Genomic DNA, 22,999 nt, shown 5'->3' with positions numbered 1-22,999 from the left:
CGATGAATTTCGACTGGCTGAAGCGGACGATGCCGCGCGGTCTTTACGGGCGGGCGGCGCTGATCCTGTTCCTGCCGGTCGTAGTGGTGACGGTTGTGGTCACCGTCATGTTCCTGCAGCGCCATTTCGAAGATGTGACGCGGCAGATGACCTCTGGCATGGCGCATGAGGTGGCGCTGGTCGCATCGCGCATCGAGGCCGCGCCCGATGAGGCGGCGGCGCGTGTGGCGGGGCGCGAGATCGCGGCACCTCTGGGGCTGGAGCTCGTTCTGCCGGCAGAGCCGGGGACCGAGTGGCGGGCGCTTTATGACCTTTCGGGTCGGGTGGTGATCGCCGAGCTGCATGAGCGGGTGCCCGCTGTGCGCAGCGTCGATCTGAGCCACCGGCGCGAGGTGCGCGTTACCCTGCAGGGTCGTTGGGGCTATTATCAGCTGGCTTTCCCGCGATTGCGGGTCAGTGCCTCGAACCCGCATCAGCTGCTGGTGCTGATGACCGGCACCTCGCTGCTGATGACCGCGATTGCGACGGTGTTTCTGCGCAATCAGCTGCGCCCGATCCGTCGGCTGGCCCGCGCGGCCGAGGAATATGGCAAGGGACGCATCATCCCCTATCGGCCTGCAGGCGCTACCGAAATTCGCAGCGCGGGCACCGCATTTCTTGAGATGCGCGCCCGGATAGAACGTCAGAATGAGCAGCGCAAACAGATGCTCTCGGGCGTGAGCCACGACCTGAGAACTCCGCTGACCCGGTTGCGGCTGGGACTGTCGATGCTGAGCCCTGATTACCCGCCCGAGCCGGACGAGATCGCGGCGCTGGAAAGCGATGTCGCGGCTATGGGCACCATGGTTGACGCCTTTCTGGATCACGCGCGCGACGCGGCGCAAGACGCGCCGCCCGAGCCGGTACCGGCACTGGACTTTGTTCGTGGCATCGTCGCTGACGCACAGCGCGGTGGGCAGGATGTCGTCCTGCACTCGGCGGCTGGCGATCAGTCCGGGCGGGCGACCTTTCGTCGCGACAGTCTGCGCCGAGCGGTCGAGAACCTGATCGGCAATGCCGTGCGTTATGGTGACCGCGCCGAGGTCGAGGCAGCTTTGGGGCCCAGCTATTTCCGCATCTCGATCGAGGATGACGGACCCGGCATCCCTCCTGAACGGCGGGAAGAGGCGCTGCGCCCCTTTACGCGCCTTGACCCAGCCCGCAACCAGAATCGTGGTCAGGGCGTAGGGTTGGGTCTGTCGATAGCCGCCGATATTGCCCGAGCCCATGGCGGGCAGTTGCGGTTGGGGCAGGGCGAGCGGCTGGGCGGCCTGCGAGCCGAGATTGTGATTCCGCGCTAAGCGGCGCAGTTGCGAGGCAACCCCGCGCAAGTTAAGGCTGTTGGAAAGACATAAGACAGAAGGAAAACCGCAATGCGGGCATTCGTATTTCCGGGGCAGGGTGCACAGGTCATTGGCATGGGGCGCGAACTGGCCGAGGCCTATCCGGCAGCGAGCGAGGTCTTTGCCGAGGTGGATGAGGCATTGGGCGAAAGCCTCTCGGACCTGATCTGGAATGGCGATATCGAGACGCTGACCCTGACGCGGAACGCCCAGCCGGCGTTGATGGCAACCTCGATCGCGGCCTTTCGCGCGCTTGAGGCCGAGGGCTTTGGCATTTCGGACGCGGATTTCGTCGCAGGACATTCCTTGGGCGAATATTCGGCGCTGTGCGCGGCAGGCGCGCTGAGCCTTGCCGATACGGCGCGTCTGTTGCGCCTGCGTGGTCAGGCGATGCAAGAGGCCGTGCCGGTCGGTCAAGGCGCAATGGCAGCGATCCTTGGGCTTGATTTTGCCGCTGTGGACCAGATCGCGCGCGACGCGGCCGAGGGCGAGGTTTGTCAGGCGGCCAATGATAATGATCCCGCGCAGGTGGTGATCTCGGGCCATAAAGAGGCGGTCGAGCGTGCGGCGGCCTTGGCGAAAGAGCGGGGTGCCAAGCGCGCGCTGATGCTGCCTGTTTCTGCGCCTTTCCACTCGGCCTTGATGCAGCCGGCTGCGGCGGCGATGGCCGAGGCGTTGGCGGCGGTCGAGATTGCCGCCCCGGCTGTGCCCCTGGTCGCCAATGTCCGTGCCGAGCCGGTGACCGAGCCGGGCGCGATCCGGCGACTGCTGGTCGAGCAGGTGACCGGCGCGGTGCGCTGGCGTGAGTCGATTGAATTCCTTGCCGGGGCTGGTGTGACCGAGTTTTGGGAGATTGGCGCTGGTAAGGCGCTGTCTGGGATGATCAAGCGTATCTCGAAGGAAGCGGTGACCCGCAATGTCGGGACGCCTGCGGATATCGCTGCGCTGAAGGAATAAGAGCGGGGGCTCTGCCCCCCGCCTGACCGGCCCCTTGATGGGGCCGGTCAGGCGTTCCCCCGGGATATTTGAACACGGAAGAAGAGGCTTTGGGATGTTTGATCTGACGGGCAAGAACGCCCTTGTGACCGGCGCGTCGGGCGGAATTGGCAGTGCTGTTGCCGAGGCGCTGCATGCTGCCGGGGCGACGGTGGCGCTGTCGGGCACCCGCGAGGCGCCGTTGCGGGAGCTGGCTGAAAAGCTGGGTGAGCGGACACATGTCGTCACCGCCAACCTTGCTGACGCTGCCGCGGTTGAGGCCCTGCCCAGGGCGGCAGCCGAGGCCATGGGATCGGTCGATATTCTGGTCAACAATGCCGGCATCACCCGCGACAACCTTTTCATGCGCATGTCCGACGAGGAATGGGCGCAGGTGCTTGAGGTCAATCTGACGTCGAGTTTCCGGCTCTGCCGGGCTGTGCTGCGCGGCATGATGAAGGCGCGCTGGGGCCGGATCGTGAGTATCGGCTCGGTCGTGGGGAGTACTGGTAATCCCGGGCAGGGCAATTACGCTGCTGCCAAGGCGGGGCTTGTCGGCATGTCAAAGAGCCTTGCCTATGAAGTCGCCTCGCGCGGGATCACGGTGAACTGTGTTGCGCCGGGCTTTATCGAGACCGCGATGACCGACAAGCTGAACGATGAGCAAAAGGGCCGGATCCTTGGGCAGATTCCTGCCGGTCGCATGGGCTCTGCCCAGGAAATCGCCGCCGCTGTGCTATATCTGGCCAGCCCCGGGGCAGGCTATGTCACGGGCGCCACGCTGCATGTCAACGGCGGCATGGCGATGATCTGAAGGTGGTTTATGCGGGTTGCAAGATCACGTTCGCGTGCTATATCCCGCAAGCAAGCCTGCAGGGGAACCGCCCTGGGCTATGACCGGCAATCGCTGGAACATCTGGGCGGACTGCCCGCGAAAACGAGGAAGAGATATGAGCGATATCGCTGATCGCGTGAAGAAAATTGTCGTCGAGCACCTGGGTGTCGATGAGGACAAGGTGACGGAAACCGCCTCGTTCATCGACGATCTCGGCGCCGATTCGCTGGATACCGTCGAACTGGTCATGGCGTTCGAAGAAGAGTTCGGGATCGAGATCCCGGATGATGCCGCCGAAACCATCCAGACCTTTGGCGACGCGGTGAAGTTCATCCAGGGCGCGGTCTGATCCAGCCTTGAGAGATTTTCGGGGCGGTGCTTCCAGTACGGAAGCGCCGCCCTTTTCATATCCGGGCAGAAGGCTGTGCGGCCTTTGGGTGCCGTCAAAGAAAAAGGGCCGGGGCTTTGATCCGGCCCTTGGCTTCTGTCCTTACTTGGGCATCGGGGCGGTGATGCCCTCGACGTAGAAATTGAGGCTTGCCAGTTCTTCATCACTTGCGGTCTGACCTTCGGCCAACCAAGCAGAGCCATCCTGCTTGTTCAGCGGGCCGGTGAAGGGGTGGTACTCGCCTGAGGCGATCTTGTCGCGCAGGGCCAGCGCCTCTTCCTTCACCTCGGGCGGGACCGCTTCGGTAATGTCGCCGATCACCACTTCGCCATCACCGATGCCCAGCCAGACGCCGTGCGATTTCCAGGTCCCGTCCAAAGCCTCTCCGACGCGCTTGATGTAATAGGGCGACCAGTTGTCGATGATCGAGGCGACGCGAGGCTTGGGCGCGAAATTCGTCATGTCCGACGCCTGACCAAATCCGAATGCTCCCGCCTCTTGCGCCTTGGCAAGCGGCGCAGTCGAATCGGTGTGCTGCATAAAGACGTCCACGCCCTCGGCAATCAGGGCTGCGGCTGCGTCGGCCTCTTTCGCGGGGTCGAACCAAGTGTAGGCCCAGACCACCTTCATCTCGACATCGGGGTTGACCTTCTTGGCGTGGATATAGGCCGAGTTGATGCCCTGAATGACCTCGGGGATCGGGAAAGAGCCGATATAGCCGATCTTGTTCGACTTGGTCATGCGCCCGGCAATGGTGCCAAGTACCGCACGCCCTTCGTAGAAGCGGGCGTCATAGGTGGCCACGTTCTCGGCACGCTTGTAGCCGGTGGCGTGCTCGAACTTCACGTCCGGGAATTTCTTGGCGACGTTGATCACCGCGTCCATAAAGCCAAAGCTGGTGGCAAAGATCAGCTTGTTGCCGGCCAGCGCAAGCTGGGTCAGGGCGCGTTCGGCATCTGCCCCTTCGGGCACCGATTCGATGTAGGTGGTCTCGATCCGGTCGCCATATTCCTTTTCGATCGCCTGCCGGGCCAGATCGTGCTGATAGGTCCAGCCCCCGTCGCCCACCGGGCCGACATAGATGAAGCCTACCTTCAGCTTTTCCTCCTGCGCGAAGGCGGGCAGGGCCGAACTGGCCATCAGCGCCGCGGCGCTGCCAAGAAGGGTTCTGCGTTTCATGTCATGCTCCTTGCGGGTTGGTCTTTATTTCAGGGCGTAGAAGGGCCGGCCCAGGCTTGCGGGGGCAGCCCCCGCGCCCGAGCGGCCGAACTTCTGCCGGGCCGAGATCAGCACCAGCACGATGATCGTGGCGAGATAAGGCGCCATCGACAGCAGTTGCACCGGCACCGCGACACCCGCCGCCTGCAGGCGCAGTTGCAGCACCGTCACGCCGCCAAAGAGCCATGCGCCGGCAAGCACCCCCCAGGGGTTCCACTGCGCAAAGACCACGATGGCAAGCGCGATCCAGCCCGCACCGGCGGTCATGCCCTCGGTCCACTGCAAAACCGTAGCGATCGAGATATAGGCCCCGCCCATCCCGGCAAGCGCGCCGCCAAAGCCGATGGCGAGGATGCGCACCAGCCGCACCGGATAGCCCAGGGCATGGGCTGCGTCGTGGTTTTCGCCAACCGCACGCAGGATCAGGCCGGGTCGGGTTCGGGTAAGAAACCACCAGATCAGCGGCACCAGCGCCATGCCAAGCCAGATCATCCAGTTCAGCCCAAGGGGACCGGGCATGATTGCCGGGGCCTTCACGCCCTCATAGGGTTTGCCGAACAGTGCTGTCAGGCCCAGTCCGAAAAGTGTCAGCGCCAGCCCGGTCGCCACCTGATTGGAAAGCAGGAACTGTGTCAGCGCCGCGAATGTCATCGAGACTGCCATGCCAGCAATGGCGGCGGCAACAAAACCAAGCGCCGGGCTATCGCTGGCATGGGCGGCGGCAAAGCCTGCCAACGCGCCAGTGATCATCATGCCCTCGACGCCAAGGTTCAGCACGCCCGCACGCTCGACCACCAATTCGCCAAGCGCGGCGAAAAGGATGGGGGTTGCCGCGCCAAGCAGCAGGATAAAAACGGAAAGCGGGTCGATCATCATGCGCGCCTCCGGATGCGGTAGCGGGTCAGGATGTCAAACCCCAGCAGGAAAAAGAGCAGCATCCCCTGAAACACCTGTACCGTGGCGGCGGGCAGGTTCAGCATCATCTGCGCCAGCTCTCCGCCGATATAGGTCAGGGCCAGCAACAGCCCTGCCAACAGGATTCCCAAGGGATGCAGCCGGCCAAGAAAGGCGACGATGATCGCGGTGAACCCGTAGCCTGAACCAAAGCTTTCGGTGATCTGTCCGCCCGGGCCTGCGACCTCGAACAGCCCGGCAAGCCCGGCAAGCGCGCCCGAGACGCCAAGGCACAGCGCCACCAGTCGTTCCGGCCTGACACCGGCAAAGCGCGCAGCGCGCGGAGCTGCACCAGCAGTGCGGATGTGAAAGCCCAGGATGTGGCGCGACATGATGAACCAGGTCGCCGCCAGAGCCAGCACGGCAGCTACGCCGCCCCAGTGCAGGCCGGAATTGGCGATCAGCTCTGGGTTCGAGGCGGATTCGTATTGCTGAAGGTTGCGCGAGCCGGGAAAGTTAAAGCCTTCGGGGTTTTTCATCGGGCCAAAGGCCATCCATGCCGCGATACGCTGCGCGACATAGACGAGCATCAGCGAAACGAGGATCTCTGATGCGCCGAACCAGTTGCGCAGCATGGCCGGGATCATACCCCAGGCCCAGCCCCCCGCCGCACCTGCGAGGATCATGGCGGGAAAGATCCAATGGGCCTCTAGCGGATAGGCAGCCAGCGCGACGGCCGCGCCGCTGATCGCGCCGATGATATACTGGCCCTCGGCGCCGATATTCCAGATCCCGGCGCGGAACCCCAGCGCCAGACCCGAGGCGATCAGGATCAGCGGCCCAGCCTTGACCAGCAGTTGCGGGCGTGAATAGCCCGCGGCGGGGCCGAACAGCGGGTCCCAAAAGATGGTGCGGATCGAGGCCACCGGGTCAAAGCCCATGGCGGCAAACAACGCGCCTCCGACAATGATCGTCGCCAGCACCGCAAGAAGCGGTGTCACCACCTGCCAAAGCAGCGGGGCCGAGGCGCGGGGCTCAAGCCTGAACATGTGCGACCTCCATGCCGTGCGCGCCGCCAAGCATCAGCCCGATTTCGTCGATCGTCAGCCCGTCGGTCGGATGCGGGTTTGAAAGCCGTCCCTGATTCAGGGCGCAGAAACGGTCAGAGAGCTCCAGCAATTCATCCAGGTCCTGGCTGATGACGATCACCCCCGCGCCTTCGGCGGCAAGATCCAGCAGAGCCTGCCGGATCGAGGCCGCGGCCCCGGCATCCACGCCCCATGTCGGCTGGTTCACCACCAGCACGCGCGGGTGGCCCAGCACCTCGCGCCCGATGACGAATTTTTGCAGATTTCCGCCGGACAAAGCCCCTGCCGCTGTGGCAGGGCCGGGGGTGCGCACGTCAAAGCTTTGGATCACCTGCCGGGCGAAATCCGTCGCGGCCTTGCGGTCGATCAGACCATGGCGCGCAAGGCCCTGACGCGAGGTTCCGGTCAGCAGCGTGTTTTCGGTCAGACTGAATTCAGGTACGGCGGTATGACCCAGACGGTCCTCGGGCACGGCCAAAAGACCCGCGCGCCGCCGCAGTTCAGGACCCGCCCGGGACAGATCCTTGCCCTCAAGAGTGACGGTGCCCGGCGCGGTCGGTGCCTCACCCGAAAGGGCCGAGAGCAGTTCTTCCTGCCCGTTGCCGGCGACGCCGCCGATGCCAAGGATTTCGCCGCTGCGCAGGGTCAGGGCGACATCCTTTAGCGCCATGCCATCACCCGAGGGCAGGGAAAGGTTGCGTACCTCAAGCACTGGCGCACCTGGCTTGCGGCCCGACCTATCCACCACCCGCATTTCTGCACCGACCATCATCGCGGCCAGTTCGCGGGCAGAGTGGGCGCGGGGGTTAACCGTGCCCATCACCTTGCCCTGACGCAGAATGGTGGCGCGGTCGCAATGGCTGCGGATCTCTTCCAGCTTGTGGCTGATATACAGGATCGCCGTGCCTGCTTCGGCCAGTTGGCGCAGGGTGGCAAACAGGATCTCGGCCTCTTGCGGGGTCAGGACCGAGGTCGGCTCGTCCATGATCAGCAGGCGCGGGTTCTGCAAAAGGCAGCGCAGGATCTCGACCCGCTGACGCTCGCCCGCCGACAGGGCGGCGATGCGACGGGCCGGATTCAGCGGCAGGCCATAACCCTGCGACAGCTCGGCGATCCGGCGCGACAGTTCAGCGCGTGGCGGCGGGTTTTCCATCCCCAGCGCGATATTCTCGGCAACCGTCAGCGCCTCGAACAGCGAAAAATGCTGAAACACCATGGCAACCCCGGCGGCACGTGCAGCCTTTGGGTCATGCGGCGCATAGGGTGCGTCCAGCAGGAGCATCCGCCCCTCATCTGGCCGCACCAGCCCGTAGATCATTTTGACCAGCGTTGATTTGCCAGCGCCATTCTCGCCCAGCAGGGCGTGAATCTCGCCCGCCGAGACGGTGAAAGAGACATCATCATTGGCGCGCACGCCGGGATAGGTCTTGCCCAAGCCCTCTGCTTGGAAAACATTCGTCACTGTCGCGCGCCTCGCTGACCTTTTCCGCCAGATTAGCGGTTTTCCGCCGCCGGGCAATTGCACAGTTGGGCAGATCACCCTTAGATTGGCGCCATGCCGGAAAATTCGCCCCGATTCATTCACCTTCGCACGCATTCCGAACACTCGCTGCTGGAAGGCGCGGTGCCGGTCAAAAAACTTGCCGATCTGGCGGCACAGAACGGTATGCCTGCTGTGGCGCTGACCGATACGAACGCGCTTTTTGCGGCGCTGGAGTTTTCGGTCAAGGCGCAGGACGCGGGCGTGCAGCCGATCATCGGTTGCCAGGTGACGCTGCAGGCAGAGATGACCGGCCCGATTGTGCTATTGGCGCAGAATGAGGCAGGCTGGCTGAACCTGATGGATCTTTCGACCTGCCTTTATCTGCGGGACGACAATTCGCTGCCCCATGTCACTGTTGATGAGCTGGAAACCCGGGCCGAGGGGCTGATCTGCCTGACCGGTGGGGCGGGCGGGCCCCTGGGGCAGCTGGTGCTGCAAGGGCGCGAGGCAGAGGCCCGTGGGTTGGCCCAGCGGCTTGCCGCCGCATTCCCGACCCGGCTTTATGTCGAGCTGCAGCGCCATCATGACGCCGAAGGCCAGCCCGTTCCCGAAGAGGTGGGCTCGGAAGGTGGTATGGTTGACATCGCCTATGCGCTGGATCTGCCGCTGGTGGCGACGAATGATGTCTATTTCCCCAAGCCCGATCTTTATGCCGCCCACGATGCGCTGATCTGCATTTCCGAGCGTGCCTATGTCGATCAGACCGCGCCGCGCCGCCGGCTGACCCCGCAACATTACTTCAAGACCGCGGCCGAGATGGCGACGCTGTTTGCCGACCTGCCCGAAGCGATCGACAATACCGTCGAGATCGCCCGCCGCTGCGCCTATGCGGTCAGCAAGCGCAAGCCGATCCTGCCGAAATTCGCTGATGATGAGGTCGAAGAACTGCGTCGTCAGGCGTGGGAGGGGCTGCGCGCCCGGTTGGCGGTTATCCCGCATTCCGCCTCGGTCGAGGAATATGAAGAGCGGCTGCGGTTCGAGCTGGGCATCATCGAGCAGATGGGGTTCCCTGGCTATTTTCTGATCGTTGCCGATTTCATCAAATGGGCCAAGGAACATGGTATCCCGGTCGGGCCGGGCCGGGGGTCGGGGGCTGGCTCTCTCGTGGCCTATGCGCTGACGATTACCGACCTTGATCCAATGCGTTACAGCCTGCTCTTTGAGCGGTTTCTGAACCCCGAGCGGGTGTCGATGCCTGACTTTGACATCGACTTCTGCATGGATCGCCGCGAAGAGGTGATTCAATACGTTCAGGAGAAATATGGCCGCGACAAGGTCGGCCAGATCATTACCTTTGGTGCGCTGCTGTCAAAGGCGGCGGTGCGCGACGTCGGGCGGGTGCTGCAACTGCCCTTTGGTCAGGTGGATCGCCTGTCCAAGATGATCCCGGTCGAAGGCGTCAAACCCGTCAGCGTCACCAAGGCCTTGGCGGATGAACCGCGTCTGCGTGAGGCCGCCAAGGAAGAGGTCGTCAACCGCCTGCTTGATTACGCCTCAAAGATCGAGGGGCTGCTTCGGAACGCATCGACCCATGCTGCTGGCGTGGTGATCGGGGACCGACCGCTGCATCAGCTGGTGCCGCTTTACCGCGACCCGGCTTCGGACATGCCGGCAACACAGTTCAACATGAAATGGGTCGAACAGGCGGGTCTGGTCAAATTCGACTTCCTTGGCCTCAAGACCCTGACCGTGATCCAGAACGCGGTGGACCTGATCAACACCGGCGGGCGTCCCCTGCATGTCGCCGCCGATGGGCGCGAACTTTACCAGCCCGCAACGGGGGCCGAGAATCGCATCAACGCCATCCCGCTGGACGATAAGGCGACCTATGATCTGTTTGCCTCGGCCCGGACGGTGGCGGTGTTCCAGGTCGAAAGCTCGGGCATGATGGATGCGCTGCGGCGCATGAAGCCAACCTGCATCGAGGATATCGTCGCTCTGGTTGCGCTCTATCGCCCCGGCCCGATGGAAAACATCCCTACCTATTGCGAGGTCAAGAACGGGCTGAGGCCGCTTGAATCGATCCATCCCTCGATCGACCACATCCTTGCCGAGACGCAGGGCATCATCGTCTATCAGGAACAGGTGATGCAGATTGCGCAGGTCATGGCGGGCTATAGCCTTGGCGGCGCCGACCTCTTGCGCCGTGCCATGGGCAAGAAGATCGCCGAAGAAATGGCGAAGGAACGGCCCAAGTTCGTCGAGGGCTGCAAAGCACAGGGAATCGACGCGAAGAAGGCCGGAGAGGTCTTTGATCTTCTTGAGAAATTCGCGAATTACGGCTTTAATAAATCGCACGCTGCCGCCTATGCCGTAGTCAGCTATCAGACCGCGTGGCTCAAGGCCAATCACCCGGTTGAATTCATGGCCGCGGTGATGAACTGCGATATCCACCTGACCGACAAGCTGGCCGTTTACAAGCGCGAAGCCGACCGCATGGGGATCGAGACGGTCCCGCCCTGCGTGAACCGCTCGGCCGCGACCTTCAGTGTGCAGGATGGCAAGATCGTTTATGCGCTTGGCGCGTTGAAAGGTGTCGGGGTCGAGGCGATGAACCTGATCGTGCAGGCGCGCGGCGACCGGCCCTTTGCCGATATGCACGATTTTGCCCGCCGCGTGGACATGCGCCGCGTCGGCAAACGCCCGCTTGAGATGCTGGCCCGGGCAGGGGCCTTTGATGCGCTTGACCCGAACCGGGCGCGGGTTCTGAAGTCGCTCGATGGTCTCGTCGCCTGGTCCTCTGCGGTGCAGGAGGCGGCATGTTCAAGCCAGTCGTCGCTTTTCGGTGGCGGAGAGGATCTGCCGCCTCCTCGTCCCGTTGCCGCATCTGTATGGATGCCTGCCGAAAAGCTGGCCGAGGAACATGCGGCCGTGGGTTTCTACCTGTCGGGCCATCCGCTGGATGACTACCTGCCAGCCCTGCGCCGCAAAGGGGTGCAGACACTGGCAGAGGTCACGCAGGCTGCGCAGGATGGTGCGCTGGTTGCCCAGCTTGCGGGGACTGTGGCCCATCGGCAGGAAAAAAAGTCGGCGCGCGGTACCCGTTTTGCCTTTGTCGGCCTGTCTGATCCTACCGGCCTTTATGAGATCACGGTCTTTTCCGACACACTTGATGCCCATCGCCAGCATCTGGAGCCGGGCGAGAACGTCGTCCTGCAAGTGCAGGTCGAGCCTTCGGGGGATCAGGTCAAGCTGCTTGCCCGCTCGGTCATGCCGCTGGAGCAGGCTGTCGCGGATGCCGGTGCCAACCGCCTGGCGGTCGAGATTGCGGGGATCGAGGCGGTTCCCGGTATCGCTGAAGCACTGGCCCGCATCCAGGCCGAGGTCAACGCGCCGCCCCGCGCCCGTGGCCCGATCACGCTGCGGCTAAAAGACGGCGCAGATCTTGTCGATATCGAAATCACCGAGGATGCGCCCCTGACCACCCCCGCACGTCAGGCGCTGCGCGTCATCCCCGGCGTGCTTGAGGTAGTGGAAGAATAAGTCTTCACAAACAACGCCATGCCGTGTCAGATGCCACAGACGATTTAGTGCAGGAGTGATTGATGCTGTTTCCAACCATTGCCCAGGGTGTCGTCCCCAATGCTGACGGAGCAGTGACACGCTTTGTCTCGCCCGAGGTGCGGGGGAAATCCTGGTTTAACCCCGCAAAATCGGTCATTTTCGTTAACGGAATGCTGAATACGGGGATGGACCACAAGGCCAGCGCCGAAGCGTTGTCGTTGATGCTCGGCTGTCCGGTAATCGGTGTTTACAACAAGAAAGACGGTTTCTGGCGCGACCTTTACCAGTGTGTCACGGACAAGGCGCAGATGACCGGTCTGCAAACCAGCAACGTCAGTCACAATACAGACTGGATCAAATTCTTTGATAGCGTCTGGCAGTCTATGCGCAAGACCCGCCCGACCGCCACGAAAGAGGATCTGATTTACGAACTGCTCAGTTCAAATGCCGCGGCGCAATCGCTGTTTGCGCTGCTGGTCGGAACTCCGGGCGGAATGCTTGGGACGCCGATCTACTGTCACAGTCAGGGCAACCTTGTGACCTCAAATGCTCTGGCGGGGGTGACGCTTGCCAGAGGCGCGGGCGCAGTCCGCGGGCTTGAGGTGCACAGCTACGGTTCGCCCGCCCGCGGCTGGCCCGCTGGCCTGAACAGAACCAACCAGGCTTATACCTTTGATCCTGTGAGCTTCCTTGATCTGCGCATGGACTGGTCCAGCTCGAAAGTCGGTTTCAAGGTCGCGCATGGCTTTCTTGAATACGTCAAACAGGACGGGGAATTCGTCGTCAATCGCTTCCGCACTGGCGGCTGGGGGATGACGGTTAATATGGATGAAAAGGGGCTTGCGAAATATTGCGTGAGCCTTGGTACCAATACGCGCCGCCTTCGTGCGATCTTTGATCGCCTGGAGAAAGCCCATTTCACCGACAGTGACGATGTGGCGCTTGAGTATGTGGCGCTGCTTTCGGACAGCCAGATCAGCGCGCTGCAAAGCACAGATCCGGTCCTTATCACCCAGTTGGTCCGCCTGCTGAAAGCGGGTATCTACACCACCGGCGAACGCCGCGCGGTTGAGCGGCTGGAAGCGGCCCAGAAGATCGCCTGATCCTTCGCACCATTGAAACAAAAAAAGCCCCGCTTTTGCGGGGCTTTCCTGTGGCGTGTCAGTTGCGCTCTTTGTCGACCATCTTGCCCTTCGAGATCCAGGGCATCATGGCGCGCAGCTTTTCACCAACCTTCTCGATCTGGTGCTCGTCGTTGATGCGGCGGGTCGCCTTGAAGAAGGGCTGGCCGACAGCATTTTCCTGCATGAAGTCGCGCACGAATTTGCCAGTCTGGATGTCGGTCAGGACCTCTTTCATGCGGCGCTTGGTTTCCTCATAGGGCAGGATGCGCGGGCCGCTGACATACTCGCCATATTCGGCGGTGTTCGAGATCGAGTAGTTCATGTTCGCGATGCCGCCTTCGTAGATCAGATCCACGATCAGCTTTACCTCGTGCAGGCACTCGAAATAGGCCATTTCGGGTTCATAGCCAGCTTCGACCAGGGTCTCAAAGCCCATCCGGATCAGCTCGACAAGGCCGCCGCACAGAACGGCCTGTTCGCCGAACAGGTCGGTCTCGCATTCCTGACGGAAGTTCGTCTCGATGATGCCTGAGCGGCCGCCGCCGATGGCCGAGCAATAGCTCAGCGCCAGATCCATGGCCTTGCCGGTCGCGTCCTGGTGTACGGCAACAAGGCAGGGCACGCCGCCGCCTTTGACGTATTCGCCGCGCACGGTGTGACCCGGGCCTTTCGGCGCCATCATGATGACATCGACGCCTTTCTTGGGCTCGATCAGCCCGAAATGCACGTTCAGGCCGTGAGCAAAGGCGATGGCTGCACCTTCGCGCAGGTTGTCATGGACATATTTGCGATAGGTTTCGGCCTGAAGCTCATCGGGCATGGTGAACATGATCAGGTCGGCCCAGGCAGCGGCCTCGGCGATGCCCATGACCTTCAGTCCTTCGGCTTCGGCTTTCTTGGCCGAGGCCGAGCCTTCGCGCAGCGCGACAACAACGTTTTTCGCGCCCGAATCACGCAGGTTCAGCGCATGGGCGTGGCCCTGGCTGCCGTAACCCAGCATGGCGATTTTTTTGTCCTTGATCAGGTTCACGTCGCAGTCGCGATCGTAATAGACACGCATCGGAATCTCCTGGCTATTGATGCCGGTGTTCTAGCAGCGATCAGGATTTGGTTCCGTGCAATCTTTGCGGTTTCTCTGGCTATACAGAGAAAACCATGCGATACTTGTGCCAAAGGTGAAATAATCATGCCTGATGCCACTGATCGCCGTATTTTGCGCCAGCTTTTGGCCGATCCCGGGATGGCGAATGCGGAACTTGCCGAGCGGGCAGGCGTGACGCCGGTCAGCCTGTGGCGGCGGCTGGAGCGGATGCGTGAAAATGGCGTGATCAGGGCTGTTGAGGCAAAGATAGACTGGCGTAAGCTTGGGTACGAGGTGCAGGTCAGTCTGCGCTTTACCCTTGATAAGACCCATCCGCGCGCTTTCGACGAATTCATCGCTGCCGCCCGGCAAGTGCCTGAAGTGACCGAGATTCAGACCTTTCTGGGCTCGGTGGATCTGCGGCTGTCGGTCATTGCGCGCGATATGGCGCATTGGCAGCAGCTTTATCGGGAAAGCATCCTGACTTTGCCGCATGTGGCGGATAGTGACGCGCTGATGCTCGTTTCGACCATCAAGGACGTGCAGGAGTTGCCGTTGTGAGCGTCCAGCCTGATGTGACTGATCTCGCCATCCTGCGGCTTTTGGCCGAGGACGCAACGCGGGGCGCGGCAGAGATTGGCCGGATGCTTGGTTTAACCCAACCGGCGACCTGGCGCCGCATTCGCCGCCTGACCGAGACAGGGGTGATTGCTGGCCGTCGCATCGTCGTGAATGAGGCTGCGTTGGGTTTTGGGGTGACTGTTTTTTTGGGTATCCGGTTGGCGGTCAAAGGCCGCGTGAGCCTTGAGGACTTTGAACGTGCGGTGATGGCGATCCCCGAGGTGCAGGTCGTGCAGCATGTTCTGGGTCAGTTCGATTACCGGCTACGTATCCGCGCCCGCGACATTGCGGATTTTGAACGGATCCTGCGTCGCCGCATCATGACCCTGCCCGGAGTGGGGCAGGTCGAGGCGAACGTCATGCTTTCCGAAGAGCGTCGGCCGGGCCCGCTATAGACTGCGACCGAGGTTCATCGCTGAGAGCCCTAAAGGTTTTAGCGAAGCAATCAGCCTGCTTCCATCGACTCGAATGCACTCCCTGACTTCGGGAGGGTGTTTCTGGGAAAGCTTGGATGAGCCGGGATTTTTTGCGGGCAAGTCAATCAAGCCTGCCGGATTTCTGCGCCAGCTTCAAACAGAACTGGCGCAGAGAAGCGGTCGAATCACGGGCCGATGATGCGGCAGTCTTGTTGGCGAGCGGCAAGGCGGCCACAGGCCAGTTCTGCGGTGTCTTTTGTCATGCCAACAAAATTCGCCTCAAAGCCGCGTTTGGTACTGGCGACGCGGCTCAACGCGCTGCCAAGCGAGCTGTTTTCCTGCAAGGCCGTACGCAGCAAGGTCTGCTCGGCCTCACCCTGCGAGCGGAACAGGCCAAGCGAGATCCCCCACCGCTTTCCCTCGGAATTGCCGCTGCGCGATACGATTTCGGTCGCCTGCGGGGCATTATCCTCTTCGGGTTCCAGCGAGGCTAGGATAATGGTCTCCGATCGCTGAGCGGGGGCCGGGGTCTCCAGCAGCGCAATGCTTTCTGGTTGCGGCTCAGATGTCTGTACGAACAGAGAAGGAGAGCCCGCAGGCTGTTCGGCAGGCATCAGGCTTGCCGATTGACCGTCACGCGGCGCACGAACGGGGCGGTTGGCCTCGATCGGTTCACTGATGGGTTCCTGTGCATCGCCTTCCTCCGGTCGCGCTTCGGGACGTGCCGCGCGGGCAAGGACCTCGGGATCGACAGCGGCGTTTGCCACCGCTCCGGTGCCGGGCTTGCGCGCCGGTCGTGCGCTAGCGCGAAGTGTGCTGCCAGTGCTGGGCGCTGGGGTCGGAGCCGCTGCTTGCGCGCGTGAGACGGCGGCAGAGATGGCTGCCGGAGTAACCACGGCTACGGTTGAGGCCCGTGCGACCGGACGGTCCGAAACCGAGAGAGAGGCGCTGGCCTGCGCCTGGCGCGGCTCGACCCGTGCGACCTGCACGGTGCGGCGCACCTTTTTCTCGGCGACGAACTCTGGCGGCGCGGGCCTGACCTCACGCACACGGGTTGGGGCCTTTCCGAAACCGGCGTCGAGCAATTGCGCCATCACCGCATTGCGATGTGCGGTCGAGGTGCCGCCCAGAACGGTGGCAACCAGCCGTTTGGAGCCACGTTTTGCCGAAGCGGTCAGGTTGAAGCCTGCTGCCCGGGTATATCCCGTTTTGATGCCGTCCGCGCCTTCATAACCGTCAAGAAAGCGCCGGTTCGTGCTTGAAACGGTGGCAATCCCCGCATCCGCCGAACGGCGCGAGAAGATCGAATAATATTGCGGGAAGTCATAGAACAGCCGCCGGCCAAGAATGGTCATGTCGCGGGCGGTCGAATAATGCCCCTCGGCCGTAAGGCCATTGGCATTGCGGAAATTGGTATTGCGCATGCCCAGGGCGCGGGCGGTCTGGGTCATCTGGCGGGCGAATTTCTCTTCCGATCCGGCGAGACCTTCGCCGATCACCGTGGCTGCGTCATTGGCTGATTTCACTGCCGCGGCGCGGATCAGGTAACGCAACTCAATACGTTGACCGGGCTTCAGCCCCAGACGGGATGGCGGTTGCGAAGCGGCGTGGCTCGACACCAAGAACTTGCTGTCCAGACGCACCTGCCCGCGTTCAATCGCGGCAAAGGCCAGATACAGCGTCATCATCTTGGTCAGCGAAGCCGGGTGCAGCCGCGTATCAGCGTTCTGCGCGTAAATCTCTTGCCCGGACCTTGCATCCATGACGAAGGCCGCGAATGGGGCTCCGGCTACCGCCATGGGGAGCGCCCATGCGAATAGGATCATAAGTCCCAAGCGGACGTTTCTGGCGAATCTGCTCACTATCCCGGTCTCTTCTGCCTCTGAGGGTCCGTTCATTATGCAGACCCTTCGTTAATGAAATGATAATAGCATGGCTTGCCGGGTTCGGAAACTGCAAGTTTGCGACCTTATGGCGCAATATGCCGAACCCCGCTCAACCTTTGTGCAGCCCTTTGGGCGGCGGGGCTTATCAAGCCGAGGCAAAGCCTTTATATTCAGTGGCACAACCATCCGTAATTCTTTTGCAAGCGTCGTGACCAATCCGCATATGACCAATCGACCCGGGGACCGCGAAGAGGTCGAGCTGGGGGTTAAGACCCGCCCCCGCACGCAACGGCCTCCGATGTACAAGGTGCTGCTGTTGAACGACGATTTCACACCGATGGAATTCGTCGTTCATGTGCTGGAGCGGCTTTTCAACATGAGCCATGCTCAGGCGATCGAGATCATGCTGACGGTCCATCGCAAGGGGGTGGCCGTCGTCGGCGTATTCTCGCACGAGATTGCCGAAACCAAGGTGGCGCAGGTCATGGAACTGGCCCGCCGCCAGCAGCATCCGCTGCAATGCACTATGGAAAAAGAGTAGAAATTTGGCTGGATCGAGGCTGGAACTCGCATTTGGTGGCACGCCACCTGAGGGACGTTTATTGCTGATTGGCGCCGGGGCTGCGACGGATCTTGCGCCGTTTGAACCGGATCGCCTGCAGATCGTGCAGGGTTTTTACCCGGATCATCGCGCGCTTGTGGCGCAGGGGTATGAGGTCGTGACCGAAGCTTCGGGCGATTTCGACGGGGCGGTCGTCTTTCTGCCCCGGGCTCGGGCCGAGGCGCGGGCGCGTATTGCCGAGGCGGTCTCATGGCTGGCGCCCGGTGCCTCGCTGTGGATCGACGGACAAAAAACAGACGGTATCGACGCTGTGATGAAAGAGATGCGCGGCCTTGCTCCTGTCGATGAGGTGCATTCGCGTGCGCATGGCAAGATATTTCGCGTGATCTTACCCGCCCCGGGCTGGCTGCCCGACGGGTGGGCGGCGGCCGATCACGAGGCCGCACCCGGTATGGTCACGCGGCCCGGGGTCTTTTCGGCCGACGGTCCCGATCCTGCCTCTCAGGCGCTTTTAGCTCATCTGCCTGAAAAATTGCCGACCCGCATCGTCGATCTTGGCGCGGGTTGGGGCTGGCTTGCCGCCGGCATCCTTACCCATCCCGGCGTCGAGGTGCTGCATCTGGTCGAGGCGGATGCCACGGCGCTGGCTTGCGCGCGTCGCAATGTCTGTGATCCGCGGGCACAGTTTCACTGGGCCGATGCGCTGGATTTCCGCCTGCCCGAACCGGTGAACGGGGTGATCATGAACCCTCCCTTCCACGAAGGGCGCGCCGCCGATCCCAAGCTTGGCGCTGGCTTCATCCGCGCTGCGGCGGGGCTTTTGACCGGGGCGGGGCGGTTGTGGATGGTTGCGAACCGCCATCTGCCCTATGAGCAGGTGCTGAGGGAATGCTTTGCTGATGTTTCGGAACTCGGGGGCGATTCCCGGTTCAAGATACTGACTGCGACGGGCGCGCGCCGCCCGGGCAGCAAGCGCCCCCAACCGAAAGGCAGGAAAAGATGAACGTGTCCATTCAGGGCAAGACCGCGATCGTCACCGGCGCTGCGCGGGGCATCGGTCTGGCCATCGCCCGCCATTTCGAGGAAGTGGGGGCCAATGTCATGTTCGCCGACAGCGACGAGGCCGCGCTGATGAGCGAACTTGGCGAACAGGCCGAGGGTGAAGGCCCGGTTCGCGCCTTTGCCGGGGACCTGGGCCAAAAGCTGACGCTTGCCAATCTGGTCTCGGCCACCATCGACGCATTTGACCGGGTGGATATCCTCGTCAACGCGCATCGCATGGTACAGGGCTGCGACCCGCTGACGGTGAACGAAGAGCAGCTGGCCGACATGTTGCGCCAGAACATGATTTCGGGGCTGCGCCTGTCGCAGATGGTCGCAAAGCGCATGATGGCGCAGGCCGAGGACGCAGATGACGACGTGTTGCAGCATGGCGCGATCGTCAATCTGACCTCACTGGCGGCCGACTGGCCGCAGCCGCAGATGCTGGCCTATTCGATTGCCAGCGCGGCACAGGCACAGGCGACGCGTTCGCTCGCCTCGGCGCTCGCGCCCAAGCGGATTCGCGTGAATGGCGTCGCCTTTGCCAGCATCATGTCGAACAACGTACAGCTAAAGCTGCGCGAAGATCCCGGTCTGCGCGACCGTATGATTGCCGCCACGCCTCTGGGCCGGATCGCCGGAGCAGATGAGCTGGCCGCGACGGTGACCTTTCTGGCGAGCGAGGCCTCCAGCTTTGTCACCGGCCAGATCCTGCGTGTCGATGGTGGTCGCAGTCTGGGCGATCCGCTGGCGCCGGGGGTCTATTAAGACTTCTTTTCCTCGGGGTAAGCGGCTTTGCAGGCATCGACCGCAGCGCGGGCCGAGGGCATCAGCGCCTGCTTGCGCTGCAACAGGTTGTCGCGCTTGCGCGTCTCGGATGCGGGGTCGATGGGGACCCGATAACGTTCGGTGTCCACAACATCGCGCAGACAGGGGCGATAGCCCAGACGGCGATTGCCATCTTTGTCGATCCAGACATGGCGGCATTCGTCCCATTCGGTGCGGGTCACCGTGCGTTCCTGCCAGGCATAACCGCGTGCCAGATTGCCCTCGACCTCGGTCAGCAGATTCGAGACGGTGCGATACTCGCGGGTATTGCGGCTGATGCACTGTTCTTGCGGTGTGCCGCAGGCCGCTACCATCAGGACGGGCATCAGGGCAAGCAGGATGTTGCGGGTCATGGCCGTGCGCTCTAGTTGTTTGCAGCGAAAGCATAAGCCCGCCGCCGGGGCGGGGCAATTCACGAATGCGGAGGCGCGCCCATGGAAATGCAGGATCAGCGACAACAGGCTGCGGTCTGGTTCCGTGAGTTGCGCGACCGCATCGTCGCCGCCTTTGAAGGGCTTGAGGACCGGGGGCCCGGCACCTCTTCGCCTGGCCGGTTCGAGGCCCGGGAAACCCGGCGTGGCGAGGGTGGCGGCGGCGGGCTGATGTCGGTCATGCGCGGCGGTCGCGTCTTTGAAAAGGTCGGCGTCAACTGGTCCGCTGTGCATGGTGAGTTGTCGTTGCCGGCCCAGCAGGCCATGGCTGCGCGGGGTGTGCCGGGGATCGAGGACGATCCCCGCTTCTGGGCCTCGGGCATCAGTCTGGTGGCGCATATGCAGAACCCCCATGCGCCCGCGGTGCATATGAATACGCGCATGTTCTGGACACCCGGGGCGTGGTGGTTCGGCGGCGGTGCCGATTTGAATCCCTGTCTGGAATATGCTGAGGATACGGCGCATTTCCATGGTAGGTTACGCGCCGCCTGTGCGGCCCATGGGGCGGACTACTATGACCGTTTCAAGGCATGGGCGGATGAGTATTTCTTTGTCCCGCATCGCGGTCGGGCACGGGGCGTTGGCGGCATCTTTTATGATGATCTGAACAGCGGCGACTGGCAGGCTGATTTTGCCTTTACCAAAGCAGTGGGCGAGGCTTTTCTGCCCGCCTTCCTGCCGCTGGCGGAAAAGCGCATGGGTCAAAGCTGGGGCGAGGCTGAAAAGGATGCGCAGCTGATCCATCGCGGCCTGTATGCGGAATACAATCTCGTTTATGACCGCGGGACCAAATTCGGTCTAGCGACCGGCCACGATCCCGAAGCGGTGCTGATGAGCCTGCCGCCCCTGGCGAAATGGGTCTGATGCCGGACTGGCCAGACCTTTACCTGATGCGTCATGGTCAGACGGTCTGGAACGCTGAGGGGCGGATGCAGGGTCATCTTGATTCGCCCCTGACCAAACTGGGAGAGGCGCAGGCCCGCCGGCAGGCGTGGCTGGTCAGCCCGCTGCGCGGCATGGCGCGTTATGCCAGCCCCGCCGGGCGCGCGCAGCAAACTGCACGGATCGTCTTTGGCGATCAGGAATTTATCAGTGACAGCAGATTGCTGGAAATCGACATTGGCGCATTCACTGGCCTGACCTGGAGCAAGCTTTGCGCCGAACACCCCGATATCTGCGGGCGCGGTGGGCTTGACTGGTACGATCGCGCGCCGGGTGGCGAGCATTTTTCGGGGTTAGAGGCGCGTGTGCGGGCTTTCCTAAGCGATCTGCCCGGCCCGGCGATGATTGTCACCCATGGCATTACCTTGCGGATGCTGCGGCTGGTGGCGATGGGTCTGCCGCTGGTGCGACTGGCCGAAATGCCGGTGTTGCAGGGCGCACTGCATTTGGTCAGTCGCGGTCAGCATCGGATGTTTTTTTAAAGCTAGCTCTTCAGGCTTTGGGTGGCAAAGGTCGGGCAGGGTTGCCGACCACCGTCGCGCCCGGCGCGACATCATGGGTCACAACAGCGCCCGCGCCGACGATGGCTCCGTCGCCAACGGTGATGCCAGGCAGAATGATCGCCCCGCCACCGACCCAGACATCATCGCCGATGGTAATGGGCTTGCCCCATTCCATTCCGGTCGCACGGCGTTGGCGGTCGCGCGGCCGATCCTCGGTCAGCAGCTGTACTCCGGTCCCGAACTGGCAGCGGGCGCCGATGCGGATTTCGCAGATATCCATGAAAAAACAGCCGTAATTGACAAAGCAATCCGGCCCGAAATGGATGTGTTTTCCGTAATCGACGTGGAAGGGCGTGCGGATTACCGCCCCGTTCCAGGTGCCCAGAAGCTGCGTCAGCGTCCGGGCACGGGTTTTGTCGCCTATGATCGTGGCGTTATAGTCGCGCATCAGCCCCTGTGCGGCCTTGCGCATCGCCACCAACTCGCCGTCCCCCGGATTATAGGGCCGGCCGGCCAGCATGTCCTCGCGCGCGGTCAAATGAAACCAAGCTCCAGACGGGCTTCTTCGGACATCATGTCCATGCCCCATTGCGGCTGGAAGGTCATCTCGACATCGACCTGTTTGACGCCGGGCAGGGCCTCGATCGCATCGGCGACCCAGCCGGGCATCTCGCCCGCCACGGGACAGCCGGGGGCGGTCAGGGTCATGACAATGCGCACGACATTGTCGTCGCTGATCTGGATGGTATAGATCAGGCCAAGGTCAAAGATATTGACCGGAATTTCAGGGTCATAGACCGTCCTGCATGCCTCGACCACGCTGTCATATAGCGGGTGTCCGGTCGTAGACGGCGCGATCAGCGGATCGCCTTCCTTGAGGTTTTCGATGCTCATGTGGCGCGTCCTGTAAAATCTTGGCAATTATATAAGACTTACGCCAACCATGGTCCAGAGCCGCTCAGAACCGGAAATTCAGCCGTCGCGCGACGCCGATGCTGACCGAGGGCTGGCTGCGCGTCTCGACCAGAGGGGAATCGCCTGCATCGCCAAGCAGACGGCCATAGCTCAGCCTGCCCATGACAGCCGTATCGGGCATGAACTCGTAACGCGCCTCAAGGCTGACGCGGGCGATATAGGCGCCGCCATCCGGGTCATAGACGGTTTTGCCGCTGGAGGCCGATTCGGCCGCAGTCACGCCGAAATAGGTCGAGGTAAATTCGCTGTTGCCAAGCCCAAGCTCAGCCCCGGTCCAAAGCGTCAGCTTGTCGCTGGCCTTGATGCGATATTTCGTCCCGAGTTCGCCAACCACCCCGTGGTGGCCACCGAAACCTTTGCGGATCGCGCCATAGCTGGTGAACTCGCCCGCGCGCCAGGACAGTTTCACGCCGATTTCACCGGCATGGCCGATATCGTCCATGCCGCGCAGATCGTCATAGTCACTGGCGTCGCGCTTGCCGACATAGTTCAACGACGGTGAGATCGAGACCCCGTCCTCCCGGTCGCCATCACTGTCGGCATTGCGCAGGATCAGCCAGGGCGAGGCGTCAAGATTGTCCGAGCCCATGAATTCGGGGCTGTATTTCACGCCCAGACCGGCATCGAACGACAGCCCTTGCCCCAATCCCAGCGATTGTGCCGCGGCGGGCGAGGTCAGGGCAGTGGCGGCAAGAAGCGCGAGCGCAGCAATCCGGTACATGACGAATCCTTGTAGAACTGGCCGGACCCTGCGTCGAAACA

At 62.4% G+C, this 22,999-nt stretch carries 23 protein-coding genes; 13 read left to right on the top strand and 10 right to left on the bottom strand.

Annotated elements, in window-relative coordinates; all coding sequences use genetic code 11:
* Positions 1-2: 2 nt before the first annotated feature.
* From F8A10_RS12570 to F8A10_RS12555, 4 genes are all read left to right on the top strand, one after another.
* Positions 3-1,340 (top strand): ATP-binding protein, encoded by a 1,338-nt coding sequence (locus tag F8A10_RS12570; protein WP_152367511.1) that lies wholly within the window; start codon positions 3-5, stop codon positions 1,338-1,340.
* A gap of 72 nt (positions 1,341-1,412) precedes the next feature.
* Positions 1,413-2,339, top strand: a complete 927-nt coding sequence (gene fabD, locus F8A10_RS12565; protein ID WP_085501878.1) for an ACP S-malonyltransferase — start codon at positions 1,413-1,415, stop codon at positions 2,337-2,339.
* Positions 2,340-2,433: 94 nt separating this feature from the next.
* Entirely contained in the window at positions 2,434-3,171 is a 738-nt protein-coding gene (gene fabG / locus F8A10_RS12560) for a 3-oxoacyl-ACP reductase FabG (RefSeq protein WP_010397401.1), read from the top strand.
* Between the two features lie 136 nt (positions 3,172-3,307).
* The gene (locus F8A10_RS12555; RefSeq protein WP_010397399.1) at positions 3,308-3,541 is read left to right on the top strand and encodes an acyl carrier protein; all 234 of its coding nucleotides are present in this window, start codon (positions 3,308-3,310) and stop codon (positions 3,539-3,541) included.
* Positions 3,542-3,682: 141 nt separating this feature from the next.
* Here F8A10_RS12555 and F8A10_RS12550 read toward each other — a convergent pair whose 3' ends face one another.
* Genes F8A10_RS12550 through F8A10_RS12535 form a run of 4 tightly spaced genes read right to left on the bottom strand, consistent with a single transcriptional unit; the run spans position 3,683 to position 8,242 of the window.
* The gene (locus tag F8A10_RS12550; protein WP_010397397.1) at positions 3,683-4,759 is read right to left on the bottom strand and encodes a BMP family ABC transporter substrate-binding protein; all 1,077 of its coding nucleotides are present in this window, start codon (positions 4,757-4,759) and stop codon (positions 3,683-3,685) included.
* A gap of 24 nt (positions 4,760-4,783) precedes the next feature.
* Positions 4,784-5,674, bottom strand: a complete 891-nt coding sequence (locus F8A10_RS12545) for an ABC transporter permease (protein ID WP_152367510.1) — start codon at positions 5,672-5,674, stop codon at positions 4,784-4,786.
* A complete protein-coding gene (locus tag F8A10_RS12540) occupies positions 5,671-6,741 on the bottom strand; it encodes an ABC transporter permease (RefSeq protein ID WP_152367509.1) in 1,071 nt (356 codons plus the stop codon). Before F8A10_RS12540 ends, F8A10_RS12545 begins: the two co-directional genes overlap by 4 nt.
* Positions 6,728-8,242: an ABC transporter ATP-binding protein gene (locus F8A10_RS12535; RefSeq protein WP_152367508.1), complete on the bottom strand. Its 1,515-nt coding sequence runs from the start codon at positions 8,240-8,242 to the stop codon at positions 6,728-6,730. The genes F8A10_RS12540 and F8A10_RS12535 overlap by 14 nt, the downstream gene beginning before the upstream one ends.
* A 93-nt stretch (positions 8,243-8,335) precedes the next feature.
* On the opposite strand from F8A10_RS12535, the gene dnaE reads away from it, so the two are divergent.
* Complete coding sequence (dnaE, locus tag F8A10_RS12530; protein WP_152367507.1) at positions 8,336-11,806, top strand: DNA polymerase III subunit alpha; 3,471 nt, start codon at positions 8,336-8,338, stop codon at positions 11,804-11,806.
* A 62-nt stretch (positions 11,807-11,868) separates the two neighbouring features.
* Positions 11,869-12,930, top strand: coding sequence for a hypothetical protein (locus F8A10_RS12525; RefSeq protein WP_152367506.1), 1,062 nt, complete (start codon positions 11,869-11,871; stop codon positions 12,928-12,930).
* A gap of 58 nt (positions 12,931-12,988) precedes the next feature.
* Here the strand turns inward: F8A10_RS12525 and ilvC are convergent, their stop codons facing one another.
* Complete coding sequence (gene ilvC / locus F8A10_RS12520; protein WP_085501882.1) at positions 12,989-14,011, bottom strand: ketol-acid reductoisomerase; 1,023 nt, start codon at positions 14,009-14,011, stop codon at positions 12,989-12,991.
* 126 nt (positions 14,012-14,137) lie between these two features.
* On the opposite strand from ilvC, the gene F8A10_RS12515 reads away from it, so the two are divergent.
* Positions 14,138-14,593, top strand: a complete 456-nt coding sequence (locus F8A10_RS12515) for an Lrp/AsnC family transcriptional regulator (RefSeq protein WP_152367505.1) — start codon at positions 14,138-14,140, stop codon at positions 14,591-14,593.
* Positions 14,590-15,048: an Lrp/AsnC family transcriptional regulator gene (locus tag F8A10_RS12510; RefSeq protein ID WP_193668275.1), complete on the top strand. Its 459-nt coding sequence runs from the start codon at positions 14,590-14,592 to the stop codon at positions 15,046-15,048. The genes F8A10_RS12515 and F8A10_RS12510 overlap by 4 nt, the downstream gene beginning before the upstream one ends.
* Positions 15,049-15,254: 206 nt before the next feature.
* Here the strand turns inward: F8A10_RS12510 and F8A10_RS12505 are convergent, their stop codons facing one another.
* Positions 15,255-16,832 (bottom strand): D-alanyl-D-alanine carboxypeptidase family protein, encoded by a 1,578-nt coding sequence (locus F8A10_RS12505; RefSeq protein WP_010397378.1) that lies wholly within the window; start codon positions 16,830-16,832, stop codon positions 15,255-15,257.
* 346 nt (positions 16,833-17,178) lie between these two features.
* On the opposite strand from F8A10_RS12505, the gene clpS reads away from it, so the two are divergent.
* The 3 genes from clpS (at position 17,179) to F8A10_RS12490 (ending at position 19,326) form a co-directional block, all read left to right on the top strand.
* On the top strand, positions 17,179-17,496 hold the full coding sequence (gene clpS / locus F8A10_RS12500) for an ATP-dependent Clp protease adapter ClpS (RefSeq protein ID WP_028712279.1): 318 nt from the start codon (positions 17,179-17,181) through the stop codon (positions 17,494-17,496).
* Between the two features lie 61 nt (positions 17,497-17,557).
* The gene (locus tag F8A10_RS12495; RefSeq protein WP_227493496.1) at positions 17,558-18,520 is read left to right on the top strand and encodes a class I SAM-dependent methyltransferase; all 963 of its coding nucleotides are present in this window, start codon (positions 17,558-17,560) and stop codon (positions 18,518-18,520) included.
* A complete protein-coding gene (locus F8A10_RS12490; RefSeq protein WP_010397371.1) occupies positions 18,517-19,326 on the top strand; it encodes an SDR family NAD(P)-dependent oxidoreductase in 810 nt (269 codons plus the stop codon). The genes F8A10_RS12495 and F8A10_RS12490 overlap by 4 nt, the downstream gene beginning before the upstream one ends.
* On the opposite strand, the gene F8A10_RS12485 is transcribed toward F8A10_RS12490, so the two are convergent.
* Positions 19,323-19,739 carry a hypothetical protein gene (locus F8A10_RS12485; RefSeq protein WP_010397369.1) on the bottom strand — a complete coding sequence of 139 codons (417 nt, stop codon included), beginning with the start codon at positions 19,737-19,739 and terminating at the stop codon, positions 19,323-19,325. The two genes, F8A10_RS12490 and F8A10_RS12485, sit on opposite strands and share 4 nt — an antisense overlap.
* Positions 19,740-19,820: 81 nt before the next feature.
* Between F8A10_RS12485 and hemF the strand changes: the two genes are divergently transcribed.
* Together hemF and F8A10_RS12475 are read left to right on the top strand one after the other, a co-directional pair.
* Positions 19,821-20,681, top strand: coding sequence for an oxygen-dependent coproporphyrinogen oxidase (gene hemF / locus F8A10_RS12480; protein ID WP_010397367.1), 861 nt, complete (start codon positions 19,821-19,823; stop codon positions 20,679-20,681).
* Entirely contained in the window at positions 20,681-21,241 is a 561-nt protein-coding gene (locus F8A10_RS12475; RefSeq protein ID WP_227493495.1) for a histidine phosphatase family protein, read from the top strand. Before hemF ends, F8A10_RS12475 begins: the two co-directional genes overlap by 1 nt.
* Before the next feature lie 10 nt (positions 21,242-21,251).
* Here the strand turns inward: F8A10_RS12475 and F8A10_RS12470 are convergent, their stop codons facing one another.
* From F8A10_RS12470 to F8A10_RS12460, 3 genes are all read right to left on the bottom strand, one after another.
* Complete coding sequence (locus tag F8A10_RS12470) at positions 21,252-21,800, bottom strand: sugar O-acetyltransferase (protein ID WP_010397363.1); 549 nt, start codon at positions 21,798-21,800, stop codon at positions 21,252-21,254.
* Complete coding sequence (locus F8A10_RS12465; protein WP_010397361.1) at positions 21,797-22,156, bottom strand: SUF system Fe-S cluster assembly protein; 360 nt, start codon at positions 22,154-22,156, stop codon at positions 21,797-21,799. Before F8A10_RS12465 ends, F8A10_RS12470 begins: the two co-directional genes overlap by 4 nt.
* A gap of 64 nt (positions 22,157-22,220) precedes the next feature.
* Positions 22,221-22,958, bottom strand: coding sequence for a MipA/OmpV family protein (locus F8A10_RS12460; RefSeq protein WP_152367503.1), 738 nt, complete (start codon positions 22,956-22,958; stop codon positions 22,221-22,223).
* Positions 22,959-22,999: the final 41 nt, after the last annotated feature.

This window comes from Paracoccus kondratievae, assembly GCF_009301415.1.
GTDB classification, from domain to species: Bacteria; Pseudomonadota; Alphaproteobacteria; order Rhodobacterales; family Rhodobacteraceae; genus Paracoccus; species Paracoccus kondratievae.
Note: the sequence above shows the minus strand (reverse complement) of the source record. Positions and strands in the feature narration are given on the sequence as shown.